At 67.6% G+C, this 3731-nt stretch carries 5 protein-coding genes and 2 pseudogenes; all 7 read left to right on the top strand.

All coding sequences use genetic code 11. From position 1 onward, the window contains the following. Positions 1-283, top strand: a pseudogene (locus ASD25_RS32615) (elongation factor Ts); the annotation flags it as partial. A gap of 174 nt (positions 284-457) precedes the next feature. Beyond that, complete coding sequence (locus ASD25_RS27595) at positions 458-889, top strand: hypothetical protein (RefSeq protein ID WP_055830408.1); 432 nt, start codon at positions 458-460, stop codon at positions 887-889. 111 nt (positions 890-1000) lie between these two features. Next, positions 1001-1438 carry a methylmalonyl-CoA epimerase gene (gene mce / locus ASD25_RS27590; RefSeq protein ID WP_055830410.1) on the top strand — a complete coding sequence of 146 codons (438 nt, stop codon included), beginning with the start codon at positions 1001-1003 and terminating at the stop codon, positions 1436-1438. Continuing rightward, a complete protein-coding gene (locus ASD25_RS27585) occupies positions 1438-1701 on the top strand; it encodes a DUF1467 family protein (protein ID WP_055830413.1) in 264 nt (87 codons plus the stop codon). The genes mce and ASD25_RS27585 overlap by 1 nt, the downstream gene beginning before the upstream one ends. Positions 1702-1708: 7 nt before the next feature. Continuing rightward, complete coding sequence (locus ASD25_RS27580) at positions 1709-2047, top strand: DUF3088 family protein (protein WP_055830415.1); 339 nt, start codon at positions 1709-1711, stop codon at positions 2045-2047. Between the two features lie 89 nt (positions 2048-2136). After that, positions 2137-2678, top strand: a pseudogene (locus ASD25_RS29965) (aminoacyl--tRNA ligase-related protein); the annotation flags it as partial. Position 2679: 1 nt separating this feature from the next. Next, positions 2680-3672: proline--tRNA ligase (locus tag ASD25_RS29960; protein WP_156389494.1), on the top strand; the 993-nt coding region annotated here is incomplete at its 5' end. Positions 3673-3731: the final 59 nt, after the last annotated feature.

Below are 3731 nucleotides of genomic sequence, written 5' to 3'. Positions count from 1 at the left end.
GACCGAAAAGGCCAAGGAAGAAGGCAAGCCGGAAGCCATGATCGCCAAGATCGTGGAAGGCCAGATCAACAAGTTCCAGAAGGACGTGGTGCTGATCAAGCAGCCGTTCGTCATGAACCCCGACGTGACCATCGAACAGCTGGTCGCCGACGCGGGCAAGGAACTGGGCGCGCCCGGTCTGCACCTGGCCGGCTTCGTCCGCCTCGCCCTCGGCGAAGGCGTCGAGAAGGTCGAGGGCCCGGACTTCGCCACCGAAGTCGCGCAGATGACCGGCGGCCAGTAAGGCCGGCGCACAACCGATCGACGAAGGGGCCGGCGAGCGATCGCCGGCCCTTTTTGTTGGCCCGGCGCCGATCTGGCTATTGGCCCGCTTTGCGGTAGGCTTCCTGCTTTGCCGGAGGGTCCCTTGTCGCCAGTTCTGCTTCTCTTGCTGCTCGGAAGCCCCCAGGATCCGGCTGTGAGCGCGGCCGCCGAGCCCTGGGCCATGGTCCGCTGGACCCTGCCCATGCCCGGGGCGCAGCGCGGGTCCGACATGTGGTACCGAAGGCCCGTCCATGTGGTCTCCGAAGACGGCCCGATCGTGCAGATCGAGGCTCTGACGCCCATGGAGTACGGGCCCGATGGCGCCGTCGTCGGGCACGTCCGCTATGTCAGCCAGCTACATTGCGGAACGACCAATCTGCGCGGGGTCCCGGGACCCGGAGAGGCGGTCGAGCCATGGGGTCCGCCCCCGCCCGAATTCAGTCCGCCCTACGAATTCATTCGCGCCGTGTGCGAGGAAAAGCGCCCCTACGACACCGCCGCCAGTCCCGAGCAGGCCCTCGAGAAAAGCGCCGAAAACGAGCGCCGGTGGCGGCTCCGCGTCGAAATGGGACGCACCCGCCCCTGACGGAGGTGCGGGCGCTCAAACGCCCGGTTTGCGGCGCAGGCGGCGGATCGCGCCGGCACGCGACAATCACGACGCCTTCTCCGCTCGGCCCACACCGGCTAAACCAGCCGGATGATCGGTAGACTCAACCACGTCGGCGTCGCCACGCCCTCCATCGAGGCCAGCGTCGCCCTGTACCGCGACATGCTCGGGGCCACGAAGGCGCATGCGCCGTTCGACCTGCCGGCCCAGGGCGTGCGCGTCTGTTTCATCGACCTGCCCAACAGCCAGATCGAGCTGATCGAGCCGCTGGGCGACGACAGCCCGATCCACGGCTTCCTGGCCAGGAACCCGAAGGGCGGCCAGCACCACGTCTGTTTCGAGGTCGCGGACATCCTCGCCGCGCGCGACGCCCTGCGGGCCAGGGGCGCGACCATCCTCGGCACGGGCGAGCCGCGCATCGGCGCCCACGGCACGCCGATCATCTTCGTCCATCCGAAGGACATGGGCGGGGTTCTGGTCGAACTGATGGAAACGCCCTCGAGCTCTAACCAGCACGGAGCCCACTGATGCCGATCGGCCCGATCACCATGCTCGCCATCTACCTCGTCTGCTGGTGGACGGTGCTGTTCGCCGTCCTGCCGCTGGGCACGTCGAGGGAAACGCATGAGCCGCCGACCGACGGCGCCCAGTGGGGCGCGCCCGTGAAGCCGGACCTGAAGCGCAAATTCCTCACCACCACCTGGGTCGCGGCCCTCGTCTGGGCGCTGGTGATGGTCCTGGTCTACATCGGCTGGATGCCGCTGCCGGACCTGGCTCCGCCGGCTTCGTGACGCCGCCATGACCGACCGCCTTTTCCTTCTCAATCCCGGCTGGACCGACGAACAGGGCGGGCCGTGGTATTGCCCCGCCGGCGCGGTCCTCGAAGGCGTGCTGGCCTTCTATCCCGACCTGAAGACGCAACTCGACATCACGCGCCTCGACCACCCGCGACCGCGCCTGCCGGTCGTCGAACTGGTCGGCGAGGCGCACCAGAGTTGCCCGATCCTGGTCCTCGACGAAACCTTCGACTGGCCCGAGGCCCGGACCAGTGAAACGACCGGAAAACGCTTCCTGCAGGACCAGGCCATCATCCCCTATCTGGCCGCGCGATACGGCATCGGCCTGCCGCATCCCTGAGCGATCCCGCGCGTTTGTGACGACCGCCTAGCTTTCGCCCCGTCCGAACGGCTAAAGCGGTGCTTCACCTCTGTCCCCGGATTCTGCCCATGCGCCTGTCGCGCTATTTCCTGCCCACGCTCAAGGAGGCGCCTTCGGACGCCCAGATCGTCTCGCACCAGCTGATGCTGCGGGCCGGGATGATCAAACAGGAGGCCGCCGGCATCTACGCCTGGCTGCCGCTGGGCCTGCGGGTGCTGAACCGGATCGAGCAGATCGTGCGCGAGGAGCAGGAGCGGGCAGGGGCCGTCGAACTGCTGATGCCCACCCTCCAGCTGGCCGACCTGTGGCGCGAGAGCGGCCGCTACGACGCCTACGGCCCAGAGATGCTGCGCATCACCGACCGGCACGAACGCGAACTGCTGTACGGGCCCACCAACGAGGAGATGATCACCGACATCTTCCGCGGCTTCGTGAAGAGCTACAAGGCGCTGCCCCTGAACCTCTTCCACATCCAGTGGAAATTCCGCGACGAGCGCCGTCCGCGCTTCGGCGTCATGCGCGGCCGCGAATTCCTGATGAAGGACGCCTATTCGTTCGACATCGACGAGGCCTCGGCCCGCAAGGCCTATAACCGCATGTTCGTGGCCTANGCAACGGCAAACGCCACGAGATGCGCTTCGAGCGCGGCGACACGGTCGTACAAGGCGCTGCCCCTGAACCTCTTCCACATCCAGTGGAAATTCCGCGACGAGCGCCGTCCGCGCTTCGGCGTCATGCGCGGCCGCGAATTCCTGATGAAGGACGCCTATTCCTTCGACATCGACGAGGCCTCGGCCCGCAAGGCCTATAACCGCATGTTCGTGGCCTATCTGAACACATTCGCCCGCATGGGGCTGAAGGCCGTGCCGATGCGCGCCGACACCGGCCCGATCGGCGGCGACCTCAGCCACGAGTTCATCGTCCTTGCCGACACGGGCGAAAGCCAGGTCTTCTGCGACCGCAAGCTGGTCGAGATGCCGGCGCCGGGCACGGGCGTTGACTGGGACGACCTGCAGGCCATCGTCGACGAGCGGATCTCGATGTACGCCGCCACCGAGGAAATGCACGACGCCGCCCGCTTCGAAAGCGAGACCGCCGAGGGCGACCGCCTGACCGCGCGCGGCATCGAGGTCGGTCACATCTTCTATTTCGGCACGAAGTACTCCGCCCCGATGAAGGCGAAGGTCGCCGGGCCCGACGGCAAGGACACGGACGTCCACATGGGCAGCTACGGCGTCGGCGTGTCGCGCCTGCTGGGCGCCATCATCGAGGCCAGCCACGACGAAAGCGGCATCATCTGGCCCGACTCCGTGGCGCCGTTCGACGTCGTGGTCATCAACCTGCGCGCCAGTGACGAGGCCGTCTCCGCCGCCTGCGAGGAGGCCGTGGCCAAGCTGGAGGCCCTCGGCAAGGACGTCCTCTACGACGACACCGACGAACGCCCGGGCGGCAAGTTCGCCACCGCCGACCTGATCGGCATCCCCTGGCAGCTGACCATCGGGCCCAAGGGCCTCGCCGACGGCGTGGTCGAGCTGAAGCGCCGCGCCACCGGCGAGAAGGTCTCCGTTCCGCTGGACGAGGCCCTGATGCGGGTGCGCGGATGAGTCTGGCCAGCGCATTCCTTCCCCCATTTCGGGGGAAGGTGGGCCGCGGAGCGGCTCGG

The organism is Brevundimonas sp. Root1423 (assembly GCF_001426805.1).
Note: the sequence above shows the minus strand (reverse complement) of the source record. Positions and strands in the feature narration are given on the sequence as shown.

Excerpts from the sequence above, each read along its gene's own strand:
- ASD25_RS27580 (WP_055830415.1), top strand. The coding sequence starts at position 1,709 with ATGACCGACCGCCTTTTCCTTCTCAATCCCGGCTGGACCGACGAACAG.
- ASD25_RS27585 (WP_055830413.1), top strand. The coding sequence starts at position 1,438 with ATGCCGATCGGCCCGATCACCATGCTCGCCATCTACCTCGTCTGCTGG.
- mce (WP_055830410.1), top strand. The coding sequence starts at position 1,001 with ATGATCGGTAGACTCAACCACGTCGGCGTCGCCACGCCCTCCATCGAG.